Raw genomic sequence first — 23,709 nt, forward strand, 5'->3', positions numbered from 1 at the left:
CCCTTTAGGGAGAGATGCCCAACGGGTAGAGAGGGTTATTAATTCGTCAACTCACCAGCAATTGGTGCTTCCATTTGTGCTTTAATTTCTTCTTTAGTTAAATCTGCGCCCAAAAGATACATCAACTTGGTCACAGCAGTTTCAAAAGTCATATCATAACCACTAATTACGCCCATGTTCTTCATTTCGCTACTGGTTTCATACATTCCTAACTGCACCGAGCCACGTTGACACTGAGAAATGTCCACAATGTGTTTCCCATTTGCAATTGCTTCTGCCAAAGCATCGGTAAACCATTTGGCTGTGGTAGCATTGCCAGATCCAAAAGTTTCCAGTACAATAGCTTTTACTTTTGATCTAGTCACGGCGTAAACCACTTCTTCGGTCATGCCAGGATAGATTTTCAATACACCGATATTTGCATCGAACTTAGTCTGGATATAAAAAGATTCCGTTGGAACAGGTAAAATATCGTTATGAAAAAAAGATAACTGTACACCGGCCTCGGCTAAAATTGGATAGTTTGGCGAACGGAAAGCTTCAAATTTCTCGGTGTTGTACTTGATAGAACGGTTACCCCTAAAAAGCTGATTATCAAAATAGATGCAAACTTCGGGCACTACGGCCTTACCTTTGTTTTTTGTAGCCGCAATTTCTAATGCTGTAATTAGATTTTCTTTCGCATCTGTACGTATTTCTCCAATTGGTAATTGCGAACCTGTTAAAACCACTGGTTTGGCCAAGTTCTTCAGCATAAAGCTTAAAGCAGATGCTGTGAATGACATGGTATCAGAACCGTGAAGAATTACAAAACCGTCAAATTCTTCATAATTGCTTTGAATTAATTCTGCCAAAATTTTCCATTGATCCGGATGCATGTTCGACGAATCGATAATTGGCACGAAAGAATGTACTACCATTTCGTAATCCAAACGAGCGAGCTCAGGAACATTTTCTTTGATTTGTTCGAAATCGAAAGGAATTAAAACACCGGTTTTGGCATCGTTTACCATACCGATGGTGCCTCCGGTATAGATGATGAGTATTTTAGTCATTAAAAAGTACAGCTTTGGATTACGACTGCAAATTAAACAACATTAACACAGCTTTTTACAACTCCGAAAAGTTTTATCAAATATTTAAGGATTTGGTCGATAGGTTAAGAAAAGTATAAACAAATTGCTTTATTGTTGTATTGCTCTCTATTGTTAACGACTTGCCGCTATCAACTCTAAATTGAATATTCGGATTTGATAAGGGGATAATAATACACCTTGTCATTTCGAGGCACGAGAAATCTATTAGATTTACTTCGTAGCTGCTCTGCGGTCTTCGCTGTGCTCAGAATGACAAAACGGCGATTAAAACTTTTTGTCCTTTATTGTCAAAATCCATCAGCAACTACTCGGTTATGGTTTGACCATATAAGGCATGTAAGTTCATTTAAGATGAGATCTACCAATGACTAAATTGAAATACACACTATGCGTCTATATGGTTATTAAAACCTAAACTCCGAAAATCTTCCTCGAATTCTCTGTAGTCACTTCAGCGATTTCTTCTAAATCTTTTACGTAAATATCTGCCACTTTTTGAGCTACATGTAATAAGTAACTGCTTTCGTTTGGCTTGCCTCTAAATGGCACTGGTGCTAGAAAAGGAGAATCTGTTTCTAACACGATATGATCTAATGGAATATCATACAACACTTGATCTAAACCTGCTTTTTTATAAGTTACCACACCTCCAATTCCTAAATAGAAACCCAAACTAATGGCTCTCTTCGCTTGATCTAAATCTCCAGTAAAGCAGTGAAAAATCCCTCTCATCTTATCATGCTTGGTTTCTTCTAGCACTTCAAAAACTTCGTCGAAAGCTTCACGACAATGGATTACAAACGGTAAATCGAGCTGTTTTGCCCATTCAATTTGTTGTTTAAATGCATCTTGCTGAATAGCCAAAGTAGTTTTATCCCAATACAAATCGACCCCAATTTCGCCGATGGCATAAATCTTTCTATCGGCGATGCTATTATAGATTTCTTTTAAAACCGATTGATAATCCTCTTTTACATCACAAGGATGCAAGCCAGCCATTGCAAAACAATTTTCAGGATAACTTTTCACCATTGCATCAATCATCGCGATAGAAGCTACATCTACATTAGGCAAAAACAACCGTTTTACACCGTTATCAAAGCAACGCTGCATTTGCTCTGCTCTTTTAGCTAAATCTTTCTCGTAGTATTGATGCGTGTGGGTATCTGTAAGTAACATGGTTGCAAAGGTAGTGGTTTAGTTGGTTAATCGTGGAACTGCTTAATCGGCTAACTGAAACACCACCGTTTTGTCTAAAACAAAAAAAGCCATCCGCTATGCGAATGGCTTTATAAAATTTAAATATTTTGCTTAGTGGTTGTGACCATCATTTGCAGAATGACCTGCAGGAGCAGCTGGAGTCGCTGCTACTGGAGCAGAACCTGCTTTTGGTTTAATCACATCAACAATCTCGATTTCGAAAACCAAAGGGCTGTAAGGAGCGATTGGACCGCCACCTTGCTCGCCATAGCCTAATTTAGAAGGAATAATTGCAGTAATTTTACCACCTTTACCTACTAATTTTAATGCCTCGGTGAAACCTGGTACAGTACCGCCAACAACCATCTTAGTTGGGCCATAAGGTCTTCCAGGTTGGTGAACTTTAGCTTCTTTAGCTACCTTTTCATCGCTAGTATCGAAAATCTTGTATTTTTTATCATCACCTTTTTTGGTAAATTTACCAGTATAGTTTACGTTTACTGTATCGCCATCAACAGCTTTAACACCGCTACCCGCGTTAGTAATTACGTATTGTAAACCACTTGCAGAAGTTTGAACTTTTAAGTTATTATCAGCAATGTAAGCTTTGATTTTACCTTCTTCAGCGTTTTTCTTTTTGTCCATATCAGCTTTAAAATCTGCTTGGAAGAAATCGCCAGCACGTTTTTGGAACGTAGAATCTGCCTCTTTAGGACCTTTTTTGAATACTTTTTCGATTTTAACAGTAAATACGATGTATTTATCGTTTTTAAACTGCTCTGGTTTAGGCTGTTTAGTTTGCGCAGCCATTGTATCTAAATTGATTTTGAAAGTTGCACTATCACCCTCTCCAAAAAGAGTTAACACATCTTGCATATCGCCAGCATATTGTTTTTTACCTACCGGAAAAACTTGCGCTTGCTCGTTATCATAAGTACTACCTAAAACAGAATCCTTTTCATTTTTTTGGATGAAATTCAATTTTACGATATCACCTTCTGCGATTTTTTCTTTACCGCTACCAGACTTGTGGATTTTATACAACAAACCACCTGGACCTTTTTTCTCTGTGTTACAAGCTGCCAAACCTAAAGTAGCAGCAAACAGAATTACTAAACTTTTCTTCATTTATTTTTTATAATTACCTTTTTGTCTTTGTTTTAAAAGCCCGCTAAGTTAACGAGCTTTCTCCTTATTTTTTATATTTTATTTTTATTTTCTAGGCTATTGTAGCAGTTGCGTTTTATATTCTGGCAATATAGCTTTAAAATCGGCAATTGTTTCTTCCAAACTTTTGTCAGATGCACCACCTGCCGCATTTCTATGTCCGCCACCTTGGAAATACTTTTTACAGATTTCGTTAGCCGGAAAATCTCCCGTAGAACGTAATGATAGTTTTACTCTGTCGGTTCTTTCTATAATAAAAGCTGCCAACTTAATACCATTGATAGAAAGTGCATAGTTTACAATGCCTTCGGTATCGCCAGTGACGATATTATAATGTGCCAGTTCTTCTTTGGTAGCACTGATGATAGCAGTATTGTATTCTCTCAAAATTTCTAATTTACTCGACAAGCAGTAGCCCAAAAACTTCAATCTGTTTTCAGAAACATTATCATACACCAACTGGTGGATACGCCAATGTTCGGCACCTAGATCTATCAAATCTGCTGCAATACGATAGACCTGCGACGTTGCTGATGGGAAACGAAACGAACCCGAATCGGTCATGATACCAGTGTACAAACAGGTCGCTACGTCTTTATTCACTTTCTCTGGCTCTTCCATCACATTCACGATGAAATCATACACCAATTGAGCAGCAGCACAAGCGTTGATATCCCAATGACGATAATCGTCGAAATCTTCTGGCTCTAAGTGATGGTCAATCATCAATTTAATTGCAGATGTATTTCTGATGTGCTCGCCCAACTCGTTAATTCTGCTCAACGTGTTAAAATCTAAACAGAAAATAAGCGCTGCTTCGTTAACCAATTGGATAGATTTTTCTTCCTGTTCTGTATAAATGATTACGTCAGAATTGTTGGGTAGCCAGTGTAAAAACTCTGGGTAATCTGTTGGTGTTATTAAACTAACGTGATGTCCTTTTTGAATTAAATAGGCATATAAACCTAGCGAAGAACCCATCGCATCGCCATCTGGCTTATGGTGCGTGGTGATTACAATTTGCTGAGGCGTAGAAAGTAGTTTCTTAAGTTCTGGAACTGATATCATAATTTCTATAAGTGGCGAAGTTACTGATTTATTGGTTAACTGTGGTTTTGCAGAATTGTTTAATTGATTGCTAGATTGTTTTATTGCTTTATTGTTGTATTGTGAGCAAAGAAACTGTTCAGTTGTTAATTAAACCTGATTGCAGCGGAAATACTTTTTGTTGCGTCATTTCGAATGCAGTGAGAAATCTGTTAGATAGCAGCATTTAACTTTGAGATTTCTCACTGCATTCGAAATGACGGTAGAGCGCTAACAAAAAGATTGCAACGTAAAGCAGGACTGATGGAACAAAAGGACATTTACCATTGTTTTTCTAATGAGACTGATAATTTTCCTATTTCAGTATCAATTATTTAAGTCAATAATCGTACTTTTGCAAAAAATTTATAAAAATGAGCACAAATAGAACTTTTACCATGATTAAGCCAGATGCAGTTGCAAATGGTCACATTGGTTCAATCGTAAATGATATCACTAAAGCTGGTTTCAAAATCATTGCTTTAAAATACACTAAACTTTCTGCTGAAAAAGCTGGCGAATTTTACGCTGTGCACAAAGAGCGTCCTTTTTATAACGACTTAGTAAGCTTCATGTCTTCTGGCCCTATCGTTGCTGCAATCTTAGAAAAAGATAACGCAATTGAAGAATTCAGAAACTTAATTGGTGCTACTAATCCAGCTGAAGCTGCTGAAGGAACTATCCGTCAGAAATATGCTAAATCAATTGATGCGAACGCTGTTCACGGTTCTGACTCTGATGAGAACGCACAAATTGAAGGTGATTTCTTCTTTACTGCTGACGAGCGTTTCTAAGAGCGTCTCTAGTAAAAAGATATTATAAAAATTATAGGTAAGCACTCTTTCGGGTGCTTATTTTTTTGTCGTATATTTCGCCTTTTATCACAAATAATGAAGAAGATATTTTTTATAGCATTAGCATCTGCGGTTGCGTTTAATGCCGCAGCACAAACCAAACCTAAAACTACCACTGCAAAAAAAGCTGTGCCTATTAAAAAAGCAGTTACCAGCACCGCGGCAAAACCTGTTATTTTTAAGAACAAATTAGACTCAGCAAGCTATGCTTTTGGACTAGCCATGGGTGGCAACTTAAAATCTGGCGGTCTGACTGGATTAAACTACGATTTACTGAATAAAGGTTTAAAGGATGCCTTTAATAAAGATGCCAAACCTTTAATGGACGAACAAGCTTCGCAAATGGCAATTAACGGCTTGTTTGAGAGCTTAGCGGGTGTACGAGAGGCAAAAGAAAAAGAAAAATTTGGACCGGCTATTAAGGAAGGACAAGATTTTTTGGCACAAAACAAAACCAAGCCCGGCATTAAAACTACCGCTAGCGGTTTACAATATGAAGTTTTAACAGAAGGAACAGGTGCACAACCTAAAACTTCTGATAAAGTTACCGTTCACTACAAAGGCACGTTACTTAACGGTTTTGAATTTGATAGTTCTTACAAGAGAAATGAACCTACTTCTTTTGGTTTAAACCAGGTAATACCAGGTTGGACCGAAGGTGTAGCACTAATGAAAGAAGGTGGAAAGTACAGGTTTTTCATACCTTACCAATTGGCTTACGGCGCTAGAGGTGCAGGGCAAGACATCCCTCCTTACAGTACTCTAATTTTTGAAGTTGAGCTGATTAAGGTTGGCGATAAGGAACAATAGAACCTTATTTTCTCTAGACTTACGAAGTTTTAAAAACTTCGTAAGTCTATCGTAGCGCGGACAATGCTATCCAAACATCGCAAAAGCAATGAAACAAATGCAAGACAACCATTTTCTAACAACAATTTTCTCACCGACTGATTTTAAAGAAAGTGAACTTGCAACTATACTCCCAAAATTCAAACAAACAAAGTTTAAGAAAAATGACTTTTTACTAAAAGCGGGAAAAACTGAAAATCAATATTGGTTTTTGGAAAGCGGTTTTGCTCGTTCGTATGTAAACGATACCAACGGAAATGATATTACGACAAACTTCTACAGTTTGGGAGATGTTGTGATTGATTGGTCTTCTTTTTTTCTTCGCGATCCGACAAGAGAAAACATTCAAGCATTAACGGACTGCGTTTGTTGGCAATTGGATTTTGAAACATTCCAACAACTATTTCACGGAATTGAAACTTTCAGAGAACACGGACGAAGAAGATTGGTTAGTTCTTATTTCACATTGAAAAATCACAGCGTTGCTATTATTGCAGACCAAGCAAAAGAAAGATATTTACAACTTTTGAAAGACAAACCACACATCGTTCAAAATGTTTCATTACAGCACATTGCCACTTATTTGGGAATTACAAGATATTCGTTGAGCCGAATACGAAAAGAAATTTCTCTTTAAAACACTTTTTGCCATAGCGCAACTTTTTATATAATCGAAGCTGATACTTTTGTTTCCATAGATAACTAATAAAAAAATGGAAATGCTAAAAGAATTTATGTTGCTATTCAGAATGCAACCAAGCAACACACAACCAACTGCCGAACAAATTGCCACGATGCACCAACAATGGCAGAAATTTATCGGATTAATAGCTTCGCAAGCCAAATTAGTCAATGTTTCAAGATTGGCTTTTGACGGAATTATTCTATCAAATAACCAAACGACTGAAGACAAAATCTTCGTTGAAAATAATTTGGCTATTAGTGGAAATCTGACTTTAAAAGCTACTGACATCAAGGAAGCCGAGCAAATCGCAAAACTTTGTCCTGTTCTATTAGCAGGTGGAACAGTAGAAATCAGACCAACAATTCCAATGAAATGACAGAAGTCGCATTTTTAATCATCAGTTTTTTGTCTTTGCTTTTGTTCTACTTTGGAATAGGTAAAGACAAAATGCTTTTGTCGGTATTTTTAACTTGGCAAATTATTGTCGGAATTATAGCAAGTTTTAAAAACTTTGAAAACAAGCCGAATTTATTTCCATTAGTGATTTTAGGTACACTTTTACTGACTTTCTTTACACTAAAACGAATTGACAAACAAAAACTAAATACAAAAATTCTGTTGTCTGTTCACATTTTAAGAATACCGGTTGAGCTTGTTCTATTTCAACTTTTCTTGCAAAATAAAATCCCAAATTTGATGACTTTTAAAGGTTGGAATTTTGACATTTTAATTGGCATTTCAGCTTTGGTAATTTTGCTTTACCAACTAACAAGTAAACGGAAAATTAACAGACAATTTTTAATCGTTTGGAATGTTATCGGAATTGTATTTTTAATGTTCATTGTGTCGTTAGCAATTTTATCGTCGCCTTTACCAATTCAACAATTTGCATTTGACCAACCAAATATTGGACTACTTGAATTTCCTTTTTGTTTCTTGCCGAGTTGTATTGTACCAATTGTTCTAATGTCGCATATTTTGCTAATCAAAAAGCAATATCGCTGATAACAGTTTGACGATAGTGAACTGAATTAAAAACTCATCTTTGCTATAAATGCGACATCAGTTCAAAGCTGAAACCTCTTGCACAAAACCCTAGCCAAATGCAAATCGCAAACAGATATAAAAACGTCCTCAAAATATTTTTTTCTAAAACTATTCTACTATCATGCTGTTAGGTTACAAAAAATCTAAAAGATGAAAAGATATATGCCATTAGCGCTAGTTGCCTTACTAGCCACCACACTTAGCAGCTGCGAATTAGTAGAAGGAATTTTTAAAGCCGGCGTATGGACCGGGATTATCGTTGTAGTTGTAATTATTGCACTAGTAATTTGGTTAGCAGCTAAACTTTTTGGCGGCAGACGAGGTTAATTACAAGAAAACAATATCGGTAATTACCTGCGATCCAGACTTTTCATTTAGCTTGTCTACGATAGCACTTTTTACAATCAACAACTCATTTTTTACCACCGAAGATTCTATTCTAACAAATAGTTTCTTTTGGTGGATATAAATTTGCTTGGTTCTGTTAGCTACTGCCGTGCCCATAATTTCGGGCCACATCGCTACAATGCCAGTTTCATCAAATTTACCTCGTAGTTTGTAATGATTTAAAAGCTTATCAATTGCTTGCTTTAGGGTAATATCGTTTGGCTTACGCATTTTCTACCCCTCCTTCGTTTACTTCAAACAGTTCAATTTCTACAGCGATTTCTTTGAAAACCGCTTCTACCCTAGCCTTATTGGCATCGGTAATGAAGATTTGGCCAAAATCGTGGTGAGATACCATTTCCATTAATTTATGTATGCGATGCGTATCTAATTTATCGAAAATATCATCCAATAATAATAAAGGCTTAAAATTCTTGAACTTTTGCAGATAGCTATACTGTGCCAATTTTAACGCGATTAGAAAAGACTTTTGCTGACCTTGCGAGCCAAACTTCTTCATCGGCATACCCGCAATTTCAAATTGCAATTCGTCCTTATGTATACCCGTGGTGGTGCGCTCTAAAATTCTATCTTTTTCTATCGATTGCGCTAAAAGCTTTTCGAAACTATCGTCATTCAATTGCGATTGATAGGTTAATGAAACCTGTTCAGCATCATTAGTTAAAAAGCGATAATGTTGATCAAACAGTGGGATAAAATCTAGCAAAAACTGTTTACGCTTCTCGAAAATTGCGTTGCCAGCATTGATGAGCTGCTCATCTAAGATTTGTAATAATGCTACGTCTAGCGTTCTAGTTGCCGCAACTTGTTTCAACAAGGCATTTCTGTTGAGCAAATGTTTGTTGTAGGTAATCAGTTGATCTAAATACCTGCTGTCTGTTTGCGAGATTACATTATCTATAAACCTGCGGCGTTCCTCGCTACCATCCATAATAAGATTGATATCGTAAGGTGAAATCATCACTACTGGGAACAAACCAATGTGATCGGCCAGTTTATCGTACTCTTTTTTATTTCTTTTGAATGATTTTTTCTGGTTGCGCTTTAATCCACAAGAGATCTTTTCTTTTTTATCGTCCCTATCAAAATCGCCCTGCACCAAAAATAGCTCCTCGCCAGTTTTAATCTGTTGGCTATCTATCGGATTAAAATAGCTTTTACACAAACACAGGTAATGTATGGCATCTAACAGATTGGTTTTACCAGCTCCATTATTACCTACAAAAGCATTTACCGTTTTCGAAAAGCTCAAATCGGCAGTGTTGTAGTTTTTAAAATTTAAAAGGGTCAGATTTTTTAGCCACATACTAGAGTTTCAAAGTTACCCATTTTTATAGTATCACCTGCACATCTTATAGATTTATTAACCACATAGAAACATAGAATGGGTATTTTCTTATCGCAACGAGATATTTTAATACGAATAGATGGGCAAAGCAAACCGTTTTAAAAAAATGTCTATGCTTCTATGTGGTTACATTTTTCTAAGTATCGTTAATTAAATGATTTAAAAAGAGTTGATACTTTAAATGAAAAATGTATTTTTGCAATCCTTTAATTTTAAACTACAAATGTCTTCAACAGAGCAACAAACACCACAACCGATTAAAAAAGGTTCATTTATACAAGAAAACACTAAAAGTTTAGCATTTATTGCTGGAGCAATTGTTGTTTTAATTGGTATTTTTATTTGGTATCAAGGCGTGTATCTAACCAACAGACAAGAAGAAGCAGCTAGCCAAATGTTCAAAGTAGAGCAATTTGTTGGAGTAGATTCATTGGCTAACAAAGCAATTAACGGCGAAGGTGGTTACCCAGGTCTTGAAAAAATTGCGGCAGAATACGAAAACACAAAATCAGCTAACTTAGCTAATTTATATCTAGGTGGTATCTATTTACGCAAAGGCGAGTACAAAAAAGCAGTTGATGCGTTAAGCAAATACAGTGCAACAGGTAGCCCGGTAGCAGATCCTTTGGCTTTAGGTCTATTAGGAGATGCTTACAGCGAATTAAAAGATTACAAACAAGCTTCAACTTATTACAAGAAAGCTATCGACAAATCTACTAACAAGTTCACCTCTCCAATGTTTCTTAAGAAATTAGGATTAGTAAACGAAACTTTGAAAGATTTTAAAGGTGCAGAAGAAGCTTACACTAAAATAAAAACTCAGTTCCCTGAAAGTCAAGAAGCTCAAATGATCGACTCTTATATTGCTAGAGTTGGTGCACAAGCAAAATAATTTTCCGCAAAGCGGATGGAAGCCTCGAAGAAATTCGGGGCTTTTTCGTATAAAAAGGTAAGGGCGAAAAATTTTTCGCCCCAACAAGTAAAAATATATCTTTGCACTATGGCAACACACCTTAAAAATCTTTCAGACTTTTCACATACTACTATTCCATCTGGCAAAGGCTACAAAATAGCTATCGTTGTGGCAGAGTGGAATGCAAAAATAACAGGCGCACTTTATCAAGGTGCTTTTGATACGTTGATTAAACACAATGTTGATGAAAGCGATATCCTTTCATTAAGCGTACCAGGCACATTTGAACTTACTGGCGCAGCAGACATCCTCCTTAATAAAAGAAAAGACATTGATGCCGTAATTTGCATTGGCTGTGTAATACAAGGCGACACCAAACACTTCGATTTTATTTGTGAAGCAGCTGCTCAAGGTATTACCAACGTAGGTATTAAGTATAGCAAACCTGTAATTTTTGGTGTATTAACCACCAACGATGAGCAGCAAGCTATTGACAGAGCTGGCGGCAAACACGGCAATAAAGGAGATGAAGCTGCGATTACCGCACTAAAAATGGTAGAATATTCGTTAAACCTGTGACTATATTAAAAATTCATAAAGGCTTCTCAGTAATTAAGCCGCTTTAAAACTTAAATTTAATATTTGATTTTTAGGTTTTTTCGGTACTTTAGTGGTTCAAAATCAGAAAAATGAAGAAAATAGCTATTCTATTGTTATTTGCGTTCTGCGCTATTGCAGTATTAGAATCATGCTCTAACCGTCTATGTCCTGCTTACGGCTCTTACCCAGAAGCAAAAGGAAGAAGAAGGTAATATGAGTAATTGGACCGATTTAAAAGAAATTCCCCAAATTGATAGCATTAAGGCAAGCAATGGCTACAGTGTAATTTTTAAACACAGTACGCGTTGCTCTGTTAGTGCAATGGCAAAAAGAAGTTTTGAGAGAGATTGGAATGTGATTCCTTCCGAAGTCAAGTTCTATTTTTTAGACCTTATTAGCCATCGCGACGTTTCTGCCTATATTGCTGAAGTTTTTAAAGTACATCACGAATCACCTCAATTATTATTAGTTAAAGATGGTGAGTGCCTTTTAGATGCTTCACATGGTGATATCTCTGCTGATGAAGTGGCAGAAGTAATGGGTGCTTAAGGATACTTAAGAAAAGTAAACGTCTTATTCACTTATTTCTAAAACATAAAAAGCTCCGAATCTAATAATCCGGAGCTTTTCTGTTATAAGGTGCAACTGGGACTAAGCTATTACCTCTTCATTTAATTTTAACGCTGCAGATGTACGTTGACGAACTTCTTGACACAACTCATCATCTTCGGCCAACTTCTGCCCAAAACTAGGTATCATTTCCCTGATCTTACTTTGCCAATCTGCAGTTTGCATTTCTTTTTTAAAGCATCTGTTCATCAGTTCTATCATGATAGAAACAGCGGTAGATGCACCTGGTGAAGCACCCAATAAAGCCGCAATAGAACCATCGCCAGCACTTACTACTTCAGTACCAAACTCTAAAATACCACCACCGCTTGGCTTCTTTTTAATTACTTGTACACGCTGACCGGCAATTTCCAATTCCCAATCTTTAATATCCGCATTTGGCATATATTCTTTCAAAGCAGCAAACCTATCTTCTGGAGATTGACGCACTTGCTCTATCAAGTATTTTGTTAAATCGATGCTTTTTAAGCCTGCCGAAATCATTGGGCGGATATTGCTCAATTTAATAGAAGCAGCTAAATCAAAATAAGAGCCGTTCTTTAAAAACTTGGTAGAAAAACCAGCATAAGGCCCAAACAACAAAGCTTGTTTGCCGTTGATGATCCTTGTATCTAAATGAGGCACCGACATTGGCGGAGCACCAACAGCCGCCTTACCGTACACCTTTGCATGGTGACGAGCAATCACTTCTTCGTTGGTACATTTTAGCCATTGTCCGCTAACTGGGAAACCACCAAAACCTTTACCTTCTTTAATGTTAGCTTTCTCTAACAACAATAAAGAACCACCACCAGCTCCAATAAATACAAATTTCGCTAAGCGTTTTTTCTTCTTGCCACTATCAAGGTTTTTTACCTTAATTTCCCAGCTGCCATCATCCTGCTTATTCAAATCACGAATTTCATGATGGAAATGAAGCGCCACTTTATCTTGCTTAGCCAAATAGTTAAACATCTCTCTGGTTAACGAACCGAAGTTTACGTCTGTTCCCAAGTCAACTTTTGTAGCAGCAATAGGTTGTTTGTCATCTCTCCCCTCCATCACCAAAGGAATCCACTCATTAATTTCTGATGGATTTTCGCTATACTGCATTTCAGCAAATAAATTACACGATTTTAAGTTAGTGTAGCGGGTTTTAAGATATTCTACGTTCTTTTCTCCCCATACAAAGCTTAAATGTGGAATATTTCTGATAAAAGAAGCTGGATCTTTTAAAATCCCTTTATCCAACAAATAAGTCCAAAACTGTTTAGAAACCTCAAATGATTCTGCAATGGAAACAGCTTTCTTGACATCTACCGTTCCGTTAGCTTTTTGCGGCGTGTAATTTAACTCACAAAATGCCGAGTGTCCAGTTCCGGCGTTGTTCCAAGCGTCAGAACTTTCTGCGGCGGCTACATCTAGTCGCTCGTAAATTTCGATGCTTAAATTAGGGTTAAGCTCTTTGAGCAACACGCCAAGCGTTGCACTCATGATACCCGCACCAATTAAAATAACATCTGCGTCGGTTTCAACAACCGTCTTTTTTTTTCTACTCATTTTATAAAACCAAATATAAAATCCTACAATTTAACTCGCAGGCGATGAAACTCAATAATTAAAGGTTATTTCCTGCTTAATATCGGGATGCAAGCTAAATGCCACTGGGCAAGTTTTAGCAGACCTTTCGATAATAGCCTTTTCCTTTTCGGTATAATTATTTGTTGGAAATTGAAGACTAACAATGATCTCACTTACCCTACGTGGATTTTCGGCCATTACCTTAGTAATTTCGGCTGTTGTGCCATCAATATTAAAACTATGATTTTTAGCCGCAATGCCTACAATAGTCAACATGCAATTACCTAATGATGTTGCTAGTAAATCTGTTGGTGAAAATGCCTCTCCTTTACCCTGATTATCTGTTGGGGCGTCGGTAATAATTTCACTACCCGATTTGAGGTGAATGGATGTAGTCCTCAAATCTCCAGTATAGGTAATTTTAGATGTAGACATAGCTTAAATTTTCGCAAATTTAACGCTTAAAATCAAATTATTATGCAATAAAATTGAAGTTTCATTATCGGTTTTACAATTTGACCACAAAAGAATTATTCATTCTTCGTTTTTCCAGAAAAAACCTTTATCATTTTACAAAAACGACAAGTGTCGAAGTATTATTTTTCCACTAAAAAGGGGGGTTAATAGCAACAGTACTATTTGACCTGTAAATAGATGGCGAAATTCCGGTATATTTCTTAAAAAACTTCCCAAAAAAAGATTGGTCACTAAATCTCAATTCATCAGCAACTTGCGCAACATTCATTACATGAGAAGAGAGTAACACCTTGGCTTCATTGATAATCATTTCGTCGATAACTTCGCCAGCCGTTTTTCCGGTTACTTGCTTTACCACTTGCGATAAATGTCTAGAAGTTACAAAAAGTTCTTTTGCGTAATGCTGAACTCGTTTTTCTTGCTTAAAATTATCACTCAGTAAATTCAAGAAATTAGTAGTCAATTCTTCTTGCCTATTCAGCTTAATTGGGATAAAAACACGGTATTTACTATAAACAATCAGTACTTCGTAAAGCACTGAAATAAAGCTATGGCGAATAACATCTTTAAAATGTGGTGTAGCCGCAGGCAGGTTAATTTTCTTTTTTAAAGACCGAAGTGAGAAAACCATATCCTCAAATTCATCATCATTTAAAGAAAATTTGTGTACCAAGTCTGATGAAAATAAATGTACAATCTCTGCTCCGTTAAGAAAAACACCTTGTTCTTTCAGATATTCCTTCTTAAAACCCATGCTGATAAACTCCAAATCGTCAGACATTTCATGCAATTCGCACAAGCTTCCAGGCGTAACCAAATACACATCTTTAGCCTTCATGGTGTTTTTCACGAAGTTATTCTGAAACACCAGCGAACCTTTTTGCACCACAATTACTGCAAATGAATTAGACCTAAAAGGCTCATTGAATATCATTAAAGGAATAATTTCGGCACTGGTAAGCACGTTCATTTTGCCACCATTTACCAAATCCTTTTCCATGCATCGCTGCTCTATCATGTTATTCATTTTAGAAAATGTTTAATTGTGATATACACGGTGCAAAGGTCGTCATCCAGATGGAAAAAAGTAACAATATTTGATTTTATCTACTTTAATGACACCGCGTTAACAAGTTGGAGATAGTACTTTCAACTTATCTACTTAAAATCTTCTTGGTTACAAATTCATTAAAAAAGAATTCCCTATAAATATTTCCAATGGGGATTTCATTTTTACCGATGTAAACAGTGTTATTATCTACAGAGTCAATATGTTTTGCATTGATGATGTAAGATTTGCTTACCCTAACAAACATGTTTTTTGGCAATTGGTCGTGAATGGTTTTAATATTCATTGCCGTAATTACTTTTTGGGTATCGGTATGCACTACTACATAATCCTTTAAACCTTCTATAAAAAGAATATTATCGAAATAAACCTTAAATATCTTCCTATCTGCTTTTACAAAGAAGTAATCGTTGGTAATGGTTTCAATGTTATTGCTCGTATAATCTGCGGCAAATAATTTGTAGTAAGTCTGTGCCTTTTCTACTGCCTTTTGAAACCGTTCTAACCTTACAGGCTTTATCAGATAATCAATCGCATCAACTTCGTAACTATCCGTAGCAAATTCAGAAAAAGCCGTAGTAAAAACTACAAAAGTTTCTTTTGGGATAGTTCTGGCAAATTCAATTCCGTTAGTTCCCGGCATTTGTATGTCGAGAAAAACTAAATCAACTGCGCTGTCTAATAAAAATTCTGAGGCAGCATCGGGATTGTTGAAAGACCCGATTAAATTTAAATTCCCTGTTTGGTCCACCAGCATCGCGATGGCCTCTCTTGCCAAAGGTTCGTCGTCTACAATAATACAGTTCATAGCTTCAAAGTTAATGTAATGCTATAAGTTTCGGGTTTATCCTCAATTTCTAATTGGTGTGCGTGCGGAAAAAGCAATTCTAATCTACGTTTTATATTCGCTAATCCTAACCCACCGTTGGCATTTACAGCTTTTGTAGTTGGCTTTGAGTTTACGCATTTGAAGAAAAGTTCATCATGGCTAACGTCAAAAAACAAATTTACATAAGATGACTTTGTCGCGTCATTATTATGTTTTACTGCATTTTCTACAAAAGAGATAAACAGCAAAGGTGGAATTTGTACACCACTCAAATTGCCTTCTTTCGAGATTACAAAGTCGAAACTATCCCTACGCACCTTTTCTAAGTTTAAAAAGTCTTCCAAAAAATGGATGTCGGAAGTCAGCAAAACCTTGTCTCTTGCACTGTCATACAACTGATAACGAAGCAAATCGCTCAATTTCATTAACACTTGCGATGCCTTTTCGGGGTCTTTTTTGGTCAGCACATTAGCGTTGTTCAGCATATTGAACAGAAAATGCGGATTGATTTGGTTCTTCAACTGCTCTAATTCGGCAACTGTTTTCGATTTTTCTAGCTCATAAATCAATTGCTTATCAACTATCCATTTTTGGAATAACTTGATGGATGAAGAAGCGCAGACCAGTACAATGATAAGTGATGCAAAAAGCGGAATATTTAATCCATTTTCATCGGTTTCTAAATCGAAAATATAAACTGCTAACGAATAAATTTTTGCCGATAGCGCAATAATTCCCAGGATAGAAAGACAATACAAAATGTATTTGTTTTTAAACAACAATTTTGGCACCAGCAGGTACATATTAACATAAAACAGCAGCAGAAAAAGCAGCAAAGTTAGCGCTGGCGCCGTAACTTCTGGCCCACTATTCAATAACACTGCACTAAAAGAGACTATTAATAACAAGTGCCTATATATTCTGTATTTAGATGAAATCAAGAATTGAAGCGCCCAGTTTTCGTTATGAAGTTGATTGTGTAGATTTTCACTCATTTTGTAATCATATTACGTAAACAAATGTAAAATATTAAACAACGGACAGATTATATATTATACGAAAGCACTTCGTTTTTATACGAAAACAAAACTCGTATTTCATCTAAAACATATATAAGAACCAACTTTATTCTCAACTAAAGCTTAAACCCTAAAAACTTTAGTAGTCGTCAAATACATTTTGATATAAAAATCAATCCCTTTGGTATAAATCGAAAAATGGAAATACCTTAAAAATATAGTTTAGCTCTCAATTGGAACAAATTAAAATTTTCAAATGAGCTACAAAATCAATGTTTGCCTTCTCTTATTTTTGGGGTTTCTGTTTAGCGCAAATGCGCAAGAAACTACCAGCGAAACATCAAAACAAAAGGTTACCCTTAGTGGAACCATCGCCAACAAATTAAACAACGAAACACTTATTGGTGTAAGCATACAAATACTCGAAGCCAAGATTGCTGTTGCCACCAACACTTATGGTTTCTACTCTATTACACTACCAAAGGGAAATTATACTGTGGTAATTAGCTACATGGGTTTTGATAACGTGGAAGAAAAAATTTCGCTAAATCAAAACACTAAGAAAAACTTCGTGATGACAGAAAACAGCAAATCATTAGAAGGCGTCACTATCAAATCTAACCCTAACAAAATCAACATTAGCAAGCCAGAAATGAGTATTAACAAACTTTCTATCACTACCATTAGAAAGATGCCACCAATGATGGGCGAAGTAGATGTGCTAAAATCGATATTACAATTACCGGGCGTTACCAATGCACAAGAAGGTGCTACTGGTTTTAACGTAAGAGGTGGTTCTGTAGATGGAAACTTGGTTTTGTTGGATGAAGCTGTAGTTTACAACACCTCGCACCTATTTGGGTTTTTCTCTGTTTTTAATTCTGATATTATTAAGGATTTAAAACTCTATAAAGGTGGCATACCTGCAAATTTTGGCGGCAGGATTTCGTCAGTTCTAGACATTTACCAAAAGGAAGGCAACAATAAAGAATTTCACGTTAACGGTGGCTTAGGGCTACTTTCTAGCCGATTATTGGTAGAAGGACCAATTGTGAAAGAAAAAAGCTCTTTTGTGGTGGCGGGCAGAAGCTCTTATATCCATTTGCTTTTAAAGTTGGCTAACGAACCAAATTCTGCTTATTTCTATGATATGAATGCCAAATTAAACTACCGAATTAACGATAAAAACAATCTCTACGCATCGGGCTATTTTGGTAAAGATTATTTTGACATGAACGGCGTTTTTGTAAATACTTATGGAAACAGACTTTTTAACTTACGCTGGAACCATATTTTCTCTGATAAGGTTTTCTCTAACGCCTCGGCTATTTACAGCAACTACGATTACGGCTTAAAGTTAAAAATGGTAGGTATAGACTGGGCATCTGATATTAAGAACTACAACTTAAAGTACGATGTGAAACACTACGCATCAGACAAGCTTACTTTAAGCTATGGCGCAAACTCGATATATTACCAATTTAATCCTGGCACAATTAAACCATTCGATGAAAATTCGACACTAAATCCGGACCAAATTGCTAAAAAATGTGCACTAGAAAATGCGCTTTATGCTGGTGCCGAACAAAAAATATCCGACAAAATATCGTTAAGCTACGGATTAAGGTATAGCAATTTTACTCGCATGGGAGAACAAACCATAAACACTTATGCCAACAACCAAGCGGTAGTTTTTAATCCAGAGCAACAGATTTATGAAGAGGCCACTCCAACTGGGAACATCAGCTACGGTAAGAACAAAAAAATTGCAAGTTTTGGAAATTTAGAGCCTCGTTTTGGCATCGCTTACTCGCTAAACGCCAATCAATCTGTGAAAGCGAGCTACAACCGCATGAGCCAATATGTGCATTTAATTTCTAACACGGCATCAGTTTCTCCATTAGATATTTGGGCACCTAGCGACCAATACTTAAAGCCCGAAGTATTAGACCAAGTAGCCTTAGGTTATTTTCAAAACTTTAAAGATGGCGATTATTCATTAGAGGCAGAAACCTTCTACAAAAAGGTAAAAAACAAAGCCGATTTTATTGACGGTGCCGACCTAATTGCACACAAAAACATTGAGCAGGTACTATTAAATGGACAAGCACGCTCTTACGGATTGGAATTGATGCTGAAGAAAAATACTGGAAAACTGAACGGATGGATTTCGTACACGCTTTCAAAAGCCGAGCAACGCACACCAGGCAGAACACCAGAAGAACCTGGAATTAATGATGGCCAGTGGTATCGTGCCAATTACGACAAGCGACATAATTTTTCTATTAACGCTGCCTACGATATCAGTAGTAAATGGAGCTTCGGCGGAACATTTACCTTTCAATCTGGTAGAGCAGCTACATTTCCTAACGGAAAATATGAATACCAAGGCATAACTGTTGCAGACTACGGCCTACGTAATGAAAACTCCCTCTCTGCCTACCATCACTTAGATTTATCGGCAACTTACAAACGCAAGCCGAATAAAGTTAAAGGCTGGCAAGGCGAGTGGGTTTTCAGTATCTACAACATTTACAACAGAAATAACGCCGCAGCTTTCATGTTTAGCCAAAATCCAAATACGGGTGTAAGTGAAGCAAAGCGGATATCAATATTTGGTATTGTTCCAGGTGTTACGTACAACTTCAAATTTTAGAATTAAATCATCAAAAAAACTAATATAGAAATGAGATTATTGATAAGATTTTTAATGCTGAGTGCTAGCGTATTTTTGCTAAGCTGCGAAAAAGTAATTGATGTAGATTTAAATACTGCCGAGCCAAGATTAGTAATAGATGCTAGTATAGACTGGATAAAGGGAACATCTGGAAACGAACAAAAAATTAAGCTTTCTACTACTACAGGATATTACGACACCAAGTTTCCTACGGTTTCTGGAGCAACAATCACTGTTCGTAATTCGGCAAACAACACGGTTTTCAACTTTGTTGAGGGAGCCAAACCCGGAGAGTATGTATGCCAAAATTTTGTTCCAGTTATTGGGCAGGCTTATCTTTTAACAGTAACACTAAACGGCATTACCTACACCGCTACCGAAACATTACTAAGCGTACCCGATATTGAACCCGAAATTACACAAACCAATACTGGAGGTATGACAGGCGACGAAGTGGAAATCCAATTTTCGTTTCAAGACAACGGTGCAGAAGATAATTACTATGCGTTAGGTATAAAACCTAGCTACATGGCTTTCCCAGAATATGAGCTTGAGGCCGATGAAAATTTTCAGGGCAAGAAAATTACACACTACTTTTCTGACGAAGACCTTAAAGCGGGTCATGAAATAAACATAAAACTGTACGGAGTTTCGAAACGATTTTATGACTATTTAAGGAAAATTATACTAGCCTCTGGTGCCGACACTGGACCATTTCCATCTACACCTGCAAAAGTGAGGGGCAACATCGTTAACCAAAACAATGCAGATAATTACGTTATGGGCTATTTCAGATTATCGGAAGTAGCTACCAGAAACTACACCATAAAATAAACCCATTTAGCATATGCGTTACTCAAAAAGTTGATATGTAAAAACAATTAAGCCCGATAGAACGATGGAGGTATTAATTTTTAGAACAAATGTAAATTGCCAAAACATTGTTAGCCAACTAGGGCTTTTGCTTAACAAGCATTGGGCAATATCGGGCTGGAACTTTGATTTGGAAGACTGCGACAAAATTTTGCGCATAGAAGCTTCATCCAAAATTTCTGAAGAAATAATCAAAATACTGAAAGACAGAGGGCTTAATTGTGAAGAACTACCATATTGAATGCAAAACGGGTTAATCTTATTTTATCAAAGCTTTGATGTTTGAAGCCCGTAATCTTCTCCCATCAGAGCCAACGCAAGGAATTATTTGATACAGTATTTCGGCTACAACTTTGCGACTTTTGGATACATCTATCTTGCCAATTCCGTTGAAATTTGCTTTATCAAAAACATAAAAAAAATGGATTTAAAAAACAGCACCATACTTATTACCGGCGGCACCAGCGGAATTGGGCTAGAAATGGTAAAGCAATTAACCGAGCAAGGAGCAAAAATTATAGTTACCGGACGTAACGAAGATGCGCTAAACAAAACCAAAGCACAATATCCAAACGTGCACACTTTTAGAAGCGATGTTAGCAATCCGAAGGCTATTGAACAACTGTACCAAGATGTTACACAACAGTTTCCCGATTTGAATATCATTATTAACAACGCGGGACAAATGCGATTAATTGACCTACAGGATACATCTTTAGATTTGGAAAACATTAATCGAGAGGTGCAAACAAACCTTAGTGGTACCATACAAATGGCACATCAGTTTTTGCCACATTTGCTTAGCAAAAAATCGGCTGCTATAGTAAATGTTTCTTCGGGCATTGCATTTATGAGCTACTCTCCCGCACCAATTTACAGCGCCACAAAAGCTGGTGTGAGGGCTTACACACAAGCTTTACGATTACAGTTAGAAAATACCAACGTAAAAGTGTTCGAAATAATCCCTCCTGGAGTAAAAACCAACTTGCAGAACGAATGGCAGGTACAACCTAACGAAAGCATGATGATGGACGCAGACAAAATGGTTAACGTGGTAATTAAAGGACTTAAGGAAGATAAAAAAGAGCTCAAACCTTTTTTAATAAGCGTGATTAAAACTGCAACCAGAATTTTTCCGAACGTGCTATTGAATTACGGTCACAGAGAGTTTAAAAAAATTAAACAACTAAACGAAGCTGAAAAATAATGAAAAAGTTACTTTTTATAATGTTATTAGCAGCAAGCTCTTTTGCGAGCTTCGCACAGAAATTAGATGCCGATAAAATCATTGGAGTTTGGGAAAGTGTAGATTCAGAGGTACAACTTAAATTTGATATTTATCAATCTGGTGATAAATATTTCGGAAAACTACTATGGGCATCTAACATGTACGAAACCGATGGCAAAACTCCAAAGAAAGATTTTAAAAATCCCGATAAGAGCTTACAGAGCAGATCTAGAAAAGGTATAGTGAACATTACCAATCTAAAATACGACAATGGTGAGTACACTGGCGGAAAACTTTATAATCCTAGCGATGGTAATACTTACAGCTTAAAGGCGAAATTGAAAAGCATTAATCAGTTAGAATTTAGAGGCTATATGGGCGTATCGCTTTTAGGCAAAACCATGAAATTTAAAAGAATTAATTAAATTTGATTTACATCAACAAAATTATCTATGGCAAAGAGTATCATTTCATTAGCATTATTGCTAGTATCAGTTTTCCTAGCTTTTAAACACGGATGGGACACTTTTAATTACAAGAAACACCCAGAATCATTAAAGATGATGAACGAACTAGGCATTAGCGAACCAATTATTCCTTTTTTTGGGGTAATTACCATTTTAATTGGCGTACTGCTACTCATCCCCAAAACCTTCTTCTTAGGAAACGTACTAAATGCTACATCAATTTTAGTAATTATGGCTTTAGCGATAAGGGCAGGCAATTTTAAAATGGTAATGATGGAAATTCCTTTCCTGATTATGCCTTTGATAATGATCTGGCTGAAGTATCCATTTTTAAAAAATGCAAGCTAAAGATGAACCTAATTCGATTACAGACAATCACAGAAGCACACAGAGCTTTTGGATTGCCAAGCCCTGAACATCCGCTAATTAGTATCTTAAATTATGCAGATTTAAAGATCCCCGAATTTGTAGGTGAGCTGAGTGCCACGTTCGACTTTTATTACATTTCGTTAAAGAAAGGTTTTACTAATAAACTATTTTACGGTCAACAAACCTATGATTTTGACGAAGGCATGATGTATTTTGTTGCCCCAAACCAAGTTTTAAGAGGCGCCGGACCCGAACCCGATGATGACCTTTCAGGTTGGGTTTTACTCATCCATCCAGATTTGCTTTGGGGAACATCGTTAGCAAAAGACATTAAGAAATACGATTTTTTCGATTACACGGTAAACGAGGCATTATTTCTTTCAGACAAGGAAAAGAATATAGTAAACGGCATTATCGATAATATTAAAAGCGAGTACCAATCTAATATCGACCGATTTAGCCAAGACATTATTATTTCACACATTGAAACTTTACTTAACTATTCAGAGCGTTTTTATCAGCGGCAGTTTATTACCAGAAAAAAGAATAATCATCAAGTGCTAGATCGGTTTGAAAAATTGCTGAGCGACTACTTCGACAACGAAGGTTTACTTATGAAAGGCCTGCCCTCTGTCCAATATCTTGCCGATGAACTGAACATTTCTACAAAATACTTGAGTAGCCTCCTGAAACAACTAACAGAACAAAGTGCACAGCAACATATTCACAACAAGCTGATAGAAAAAGCAAAGGAGAAACTCTCTACTACGCAATTGTCTGTTGGCGAAATAGCTTACGGATTAGGTTTTGAGCATCAACAGAGCTTCAGTAAATTATTCAAGAACAAAACCAACGTTTCACCTTTAGCATTTAGAGCATCCTTTAATTAATCTTAACACTTGTGGTTCTAAAAAAAATAAAATAATTAACACCTTAAAGAATTACATAATTACCAATTGATTTTTTAACCAACAATTACAAATAATAGGAGAAAAATGAACTTTTGAAGACATAAACAGAGATAAATCGCAACTAAACACCTAAGTCGCCATTTTGTTTACCAAATGTCAGATTTATTAAAATAATACTTTTTGACCAATAACCCGTACTTTTAAACCACTGCACCAGAACTAAACTTTTGTTAAATTTGCCAGAATTATTAATTCTCATTTATTAAATCGTTAAATTTATGTTATCAAAAGAGTAACAATTTTAATGATGACTTAGTCTAACTATCCATCGAAGTTATTCTTTATC

General features: G+C 36.3%; 25 protein-coding genes. 14 read left to right on the plus strand and 11 right to left on the minus strand.

Translation table 11 applies throughout. From position 1 onward, the window contains the following. Nucleotides 1–38 precede the first annotated feature (38 nt). The 4 genes from REI64_RS06080 to REI64_RS06095 all read right to left on the minus strand — a co-directional run bounded on the left by REI64_RS06080 (nucleotide 39) and on the right by REI64_RS06095 (nucleotide 4,532). On the minus strand, nucleotides 39–1,055 hold the full coding sequence (locus tag REI64_RS06080; protein ID WP_308849216.1) for an asparaginase: 1,017 nt from the start codon (nucleotides 1,053–1,055) through the stop codon (nucleotides 39–41). Between the two features lie 453 nt (nucleotides 1,056–1,508). Continuing rightward, nucleotides 1,509–2,276, minus strand: a complete 768-nt coding sequence (locus tag REI64_RS06085) for a TatD family hydrolase (protein ID WP_308849217.1) — start codon at nucleotides 2,274–2,276, stop codon at nucleotides 1,509–1,511. A gap of 132 nt (nucleotides 2,277–2,408) precedes the next feature. Further along, the gene (locus tag REI64_RS06090; RefSeq protein ID WP_308849218.1) at nucleotides 2,409–3,425 is read right to left on the minus strand and encodes an FKBP-type peptidyl-prolyl cis-trans isomerase; all 1,017 of its coding nucleotides are present in this window, start codon (nucleotides 3,423–3,425) and stop codon (nucleotides 2,409–2,411) included. A gap of 96 nt (nucleotides 3,426–3,521) precedes the next feature. After that, complete coding sequence (locus REI64_RS06095) at nucleotides 3,522–4,532, minus strand: DHH family phosphoesterase (protein ID WP_308849219.1); 1,011 nt, start codon at nucleotides 4,530–4,532, stop codon at nucleotides 3,522–3,524. Nucleotides 4,533–4,924: 392 nt separating this feature from the next. Between REI64_RS06095 and REI64_RS06100 the strand changes: the two genes are divergently transcribed. The 5 genes from REI64_RS06100 (at nucleotide 4,925) to REI64_RS06120 (ending at nucleotide 8,312) form a co-directional block, all read left to right on the plus strand. Continuing rightward, nucleotides 4,925–5,344: a nucleoside-diphosphate kinase gene (locus tag REI64_RS06100; RefSeq protein WP_308849220.1), complete on the plus strand. Its 420-nt coding sequence runs from the start codon at nucleotides 4,925–4,927 to the stop codon at nucleotides 5,342–5,344. A 96-nt stretch (nucleotides 5,345–5,440) separates the two neighbouring features. Continuing rightward, nucleotides 5,441–6,214 (plus strand): FKBP-type peptidyl-prolyl cis-trans isomerase, encoded by a 774-nt coding sequence (locus REI64_RS06105; protein WP_308849221.1) that lies wholly within the window; start codon nucleotides 5,441–5,443, stop codon nucleotides 6,212–6,214. An 88-nt stretch (nucleotides 6,215–6,302) separates the two neighbouring features. Beyond that, nucleotides 6,303–6,890, plus strand: coding sequence for a Crp/Fnr family transcriptional regulator (locus REI64_RS06110; RefSeq protein ID WP_308849222.1), 588 nt, complete (start codon nucleotides 6,303–6,305; stop codon nucleotides 6,888–6,890). Nucleotides 6,891–6,972: 82 nt separating this feature from the next. Next, nucleotides 6,973–7,314, plus strand: a complete 342-nt coding sequence (locus REI64_RS06115) for a hypothetical protein (protein ID WP_308849223.1) — start codon at nucleotides 6,973–6,975, stop codon at nucleotides 7,312–7,314. 821 nt (nucleotides 7,315–8,135) lie between these two features. Beyond that, the gene (locus tag REI64_RS06120) at nucleotides 8,136–8,312 is read left to right on the plus strand and encodes a hypothetical protein (RefSeq protein WP_308849224.1); all 177 of its coding nucleotides are present in this window, start codon (nucleotides 8,136–8,138) and stop codon (nucleotides 8,310–8,312) included. Here the strand turns inward: REI64_RS06120 and REI64_RS06125 are convergent, their stop codons facing one another. Beyond that, the gene (locus REI64_RS06125; protein ID WP_308849225.1) at nucleotides 8,313–8,603 is read right to left on the minus strand and encodes a DUF721 domain-containing protein; all 291 of its coding nucleotides are present in this window, start codon (nucleotides 8,601–8,603) and stop codon (nucleotides 8,313–8,315) included. Beyond that, nucleotides 8,596–9,699, minus strand: coding sequence for a DNA replication/repair protein RecF (recF, locus tag REI64_RS06130; protein ID WP_308849226.1), 1,104 nt, complete (start codon nucleotides 9,697–9,699; stop codon nucleotides 8,596–8,598). The genes REI64_RS06125 and recF overlap by 8 nt, the downstream gene beginning before the upstream one ends. A gap of 265 nt (nucleotides 9,700–9,964) precedes the next feature. Between recF and REI64_RS06135 the strand changes: the two genes are divergently transcribed. The 3 genes from REI64_RS06135 to ytxJ all read left to right on the plus strand — a co-directional run bounded on the left by REI64_RS06135 (nucleotide 9,965) and on the right by ytxJ (nucleotide 11,803). Next, nucleotides 9,965–10,633, plus strand: a complete 669-nt coding sequence (locus REI64_RS06135) for a tetratricopeptide repeat protein (protein WP_308849227.1) — start codon at nucleotides 9,965–9,967, stop codon at nucleotides 10,631–10,633. 108 nt (nucleotides 10,634–10,741) lie between these two features. Then, entirely contained in the window at nucleotides 10,742–11,233 is a 492-nt protein-coding gene (ribH, locus tag REI64_RS06140) for a 6,7-dimethyl-8-ribityllumazine synthase (RefSeq protein ID WP_308849228.1), read from the plus strand. Nucleotides 11,234–11,467: 234 nt separating this feature from the next. Further along, nucleotides 11,468–11,803 (plus strand): bacillithiol system redox-active protein YtxJ, encoded by a 336-nt coding sequence (ytxJ, locus tag REI64_RS06145; RefSeq protein ID WP_308849229.1) that lies wholly within the window; start codon nucleotides 11,468–11,470, stop codon nucleotides 11,801–11,803. 102 nt (nucleotides 11,804–11,905) lie between these two features. On the opposite strand, the gene REI64_RS06150 is transcribed toward ytxJ, so the two are convergent. The 5 genes from REI64_RS06150 to REI64_RS06170 all read right to left on the minus strand — a co-directional run bounded on the left by REI64_RS06150 (nucleotide 11,906) and on the right by REI64_RS06170 (nucleotide 16,814). Next, entirely contained in the window at nucleotides 11,906–13,438 is a 1,533-nt protein-coding gene (locus REI64_RS06150) for a malate:quinone oxidoreductase (RefSeq protein WP_308849380.1), read from the minus strand. A gap of 36 nt (nucleotides 13,439–13,474) precedes the next feature. After that, entirely contained in the window at nucleotides 13,475–13,879 is a 405-nt protein-coding gene (locus REI64_RS06155; RefSeq protein WP_308849230.1) for an OsmC family protein, read from the minus strand. A 172-nt stretch (nucleotides 13,880–14,051) separates the two neighbouring features. Further along, nucleotides 14,052–14,948 carry a helix-turn-helix domain-containing protein gene (locus tag REI64_RS06160; protein WP_308849231.1) on the minus strand — a complete coding sequence of 299 codons (897 nt, stop codon included), beginning with the start codon at nucleotides 14,946–14,948 and terminating at the stop codon, nucleotides 14,052–14,054. Nucleotides 14,949–15,075: 127 nt separating this feature from the next. Next, entirely contained in the window at nucleotides 15,076–15,798 is a 723-nt protein-coding gene (locus tag REI64_RS06165) for a LytTR family DNA-binding domain-containing protein (protein WP_308849232.1), read from the minus strand. Continuing rightward, the gene (locus REI64_RS06170) at nucleotides 15,795–16,814 is read right to left on the minus strand and encodes a histidine kinase (RefSeq protein WP_308849233.1); all 1,020 of its coding nucleotides are present in this window, start codon (nucleotides 16,812–16,814) and stop codon (nucleotides 15,795–15,797) included. The genes REI64_RS06165 and REI64_RS06170 overlap by 4 nt, the downstream gene beginning before the upstream one ends. Before the next feature lie 280 nt (nucleotides 16,815–17,094). Between REI64_RS06170 and REI64_RS06175 the strand changes: the two genes are divergently transcribed. The 6 genes from REI64_RS06175 to REI64_RS06200 all read left to right on the plus strand — a co-directional run bounded on the left by REI64_RS06175 (nucleotide 17,095) and on the right by REI64_RS06200 (nucleotide 23,342). Then, the gene (locus tag REI64_RS06175; RefSeq protein WP_308849234.1) at nucleotides 17,095–19,494 is read left to right on the plus strand and encodes a TonB-dependent receptor; all 2,400 of its coding nucleotides are present in this window, start codon (nucleotides 17,095–17,097) and stop codon (nucleotides 19,492–19,494) included. Between the two features lie 30 nt (nucleotides 19,495–19,524). Next, nucleotides 19,525–20,349: a DUF4249 domain-containing protein gene (locus REI64_RS06180; RefSeq protein ID WP_308849235.1), complete on the plus strand. Its 825-nt coding sequence runs from the start codon at nucleotides 19,525–19,527 to the stop codon at nucleotides 20,347–20,349. A gap of 460 nt (nucleotides 20,350–20,809) precedes the next feature. Next, nucleotides 20,810–21,595 (plus strand): SDR family NAD(P)-dependent oxidoreductase, encoded by a 786-nt coding sequence (locus REI64_RS06185; RefSeq protein ID WP_308849236.1) that lies wholly within the window; start codon nucleotides 20,810–20,812, stop codon nucleotides 21,593–21,595. Then, on the plus strand, nucleotides 21,595–22,041 hold the full coding sequence (locus tag REI64_RS06190) for a DUF2147 domain-containing protein (protein WP_308849237.1): 447 nt from the start codon (nucleotides 21,595–21,597) through the stop codon (nucleotides 22,039–22,041). The genes REI64_RS06185 and REI64_RS06190 overlap by 1 nt, the downstream gene beginning before the upstream one ends. A gap of 27 nt (nucleotides 22,042–22,068) precedes the next feature. After that, entirely contained in the window at nucleotides 22,069–22,431 is a 363-nt protein-coding gene (locus REI64_RS06195) for a hypothetical protein (protein WP_308849238.1), read from the plus strand. Nucleotides 22,432–22,433: 2 nt separating this feature from the next. Continuing rightward, nucleotides 22,434–23,342, plus strand: coding sequence for a helix-turn-helix transcriptional regulator (locus REI64_RS06200; protein ID WP_308849239.1), 909 nt, complete (start codon nucleotides 22,434–22,436; stop codon nucleotides 23,340–23,342). Nucleotides 23,343–23,709: the final 367 nt, after the last annotated feature.

Origin of the sequence: Pedobacter sp. (genome assembly GCF_031119335.1) — a bacterium.
Lineage (GTDB): Bacteria > Bacteroidota > Bacteroidia > Sphingobacteriales > Sphingobacteriaceae > Pedobacter.